Source organism: Faecalibacterium sp. An121, from assembly GCF_002160915.1.
Taxonomy (GTDB): Bacteria; Bacillota; Clostridia; order Oscillospirales; family Ruminococcaceae; genus Faecalibacterium; species Faecalibacterium avium.
Map to the genome: position 1 here is coordinate 1 of NZ_NFLM01000050.1, position 2,000 is coordinate 2,000.

Here is a 2,000-nt window from a genome sequence, read left to right on the forward strand (position 1 = left end):
GCGGTCTTAAAAATACACGGCCTCTCCGAGAAAATCCATTGAGGAGGCAAACATGGAAAAGAGAGCAATGGCAGTTCGGGAAGAACAATGGATTCAAACCATCGCCGCTGCAAAACAGAGCGGCCAGCCCATCAAAGTCTGGTGTGCAGAACACGGCGTTCCTTTGTCCAGCTTTTACAAGTGGCAGCGGAAAATGAGAGACAGCCTGCTGGCCGAAGAAAAGGCTGAAATACGGCCTTGCCTTTGCTGTATGTCATGGCAACCCAACAGGTGTTCAGCCCTAAAGTCTGGGCATAAAGCACGATTTTTTCTCCGTAATAGCCGCAGGTCTCCTCCAGCGATGCCGCTTTCTTTCCGGCCATCCCGGCCATCACGATGTAGTTTCTGACACCGGTAAACTTTCCATAGTGTGCCATCGTACCGTCGAAGGCGTTGGCTTCGTTCAGGACAAGCTGGATGTGCAGGCCGCTTTCCGCATTGCACTGCGCGATGAAAGAGGAGAGCTTTTCTTTTGCGTCGCCTTCGATGGGTTTGCTGGAATAGGAGCGTACCGAATGCCGCTCCTGCATCGCCTGTAATAAATCCATGGTTTTATTCCTTCTTATGATAGAAACAATATTCGTTGCAGTGCAATACCTTAGTCGGCTGTATCCATTCGAGGGAAGTGCAATACCTCCCCAGTTTCCGGATTTAAATAAAGGGTGACTCGCTGGCCGACTTTATAATGCTTGCCATGGATAGAAGTCAAGCAGACCTCTTTTTCTTGGCCGTTGACTCTGACGAGGCAGAAGGCGTAAACGTCATTCTCGCTGTCTTTGCGAAATCCATGAACTTGGGCAGTGATTGGCTGCAGTTCCCCTAACTCGATTTTTCGGCGCAAACGGCGGGTATAAAAAATACGTACAATCAAGTATAGAACGAAAAACAGCGCCGCGAAAAGGAACCACAATGACATTTCTGAGAGGGCAAATTTTTGCGGAAAATGTGAGAACATCAAACAAAACAATGCTAGCAGAACAACAAAAACCATGCAAAGAACCGACAAAATAACCATACGGGCGTGTCTGATCTGCCGTTTCTCAGCTGGACTTATGACGAGTTGGAAATCCTCCTTCTTTGGATGATAACGCAGCTGAAGAATATCCCCCGCTTTGGGGAGATCGTATATACGAGGAAAGATCCAGGAGCGATGCTGGTCTATACCCTGCCATTGGAATACAAGATCCAACTTGTACCGTCGCGGCTCTAATACACCGTAACGGTCCTTCTTGTCGATTGCCGTAATATGGAGAACACGGGCGGTTATCGGCTTCCACTTTCGCCGTTCCAGCCACTTTATGATGCGCCACAGCAGGAAGAAAGCAAGAATCAGGATAAGAGGCAAAATTGCCGTCGGAAATATGATACTCCAAAATACCGTTGCATTATCCACTGGCTGTACCTCCTCTTCGGCTATGCATACGACTGCTTGAGTTTATTATATATTACAAGCAACAAGACCGCTACCGTTTGAACGTAAAGTTCAGATAATCTTTGGGTAAATCGTACCCGCTCCATAATCCTTGCAAAAATCGGACGCAGAGCGACACCTGTACAGAGTTTTAGCCCCACTTTCGTAAGCGCTCCATAATCCCCCGACTGTAAAAAAATACTGACCTGTGAGAAAATAAGAGAAAGTATCAAAAGTCTTAGAAGTCTTAGAAATCTGAGAAGTCTCGCAGGGGTAAAAAAATGAGCAATCAATATCAGAAATTAAAAAAGCAGCACTACCTTAGCCTGCTGCAGGAGTGCGCCCGTAGTGGAAAGAACAAGCGGGAGTGGTGCGCACAGGCTGGCGTGAAATATTCAACCCTCATGAGATGGCAGGGGCTGCTGCGGGATGAACTGGCCGGGGAAATTCTGGCAGCGCAGGAGATCGTACCGGTACAGGTGGAACTTCCGGAACAGGTTTCGCGGCAGAGTGCAGAAACACTTCCTGCGAATTCTGCATCTGCGGTTTG

General features: G+C 48.0%; 3 protein-coding genes and 1 pseudogene. 2 read left to right on the top strand and 2 right to left on the bottom strand.

Annotation, left to right across the window (positions count from 1 at the left end):
• Positions 1-67 precede the first annotated feature (67 nt).
• A pseudogene (locus tag B5E66_RS13650) lies at positions 68-148 on the top strand (hypothetical protein); the annotation flags it as partial.
• Here B5E66_RS13650 and B5E66_RS12635 read toward each other — a convergent pair.
• Together B5E66_RS12635 and B5E66_RS12640 are read right to left on the bottom strand one after the other, a co-directional pair.
• On the bottom strand, positions 132-587 hold the full coding sequence (locus B5E66_RS12635) for a nitroreductase family protein (protein WP_087233836.1): 456 nt from the start codon (positions 585-587) through the stop codon (positions 132-134). The pseudogene B5E66_RS13650 and the gene B5E66_RS12635 overlap by 17 nt on opposite strands.
• A gap of 50 nt (positions 588-637) precedes the next feature.
• Positions 638-1,432 (bottom strand): hypothetical protein, encoded by a 795-nt coding sequence (locus B5E66_RS12640; RefSeq protein WP_087233839.1) that lies wholly within the window; start codon positions 1,430-1,432, stop codon positions 638-640.
• Positions 1,433-1,731: 299 nt separating this feature from the next.
• Here B5E66_RS12640 and tnpA point away from each other — a divergent pair.
• Positions 1,732-2,000 (top strand): IS66 family insertion sequence element accessory protein TnpA (gene tnpA, locus B5E66_RS12645; RefSeq protein WP_143407010.1); only part of this gene is annotated, 269 nt, incomplete at its 3' end.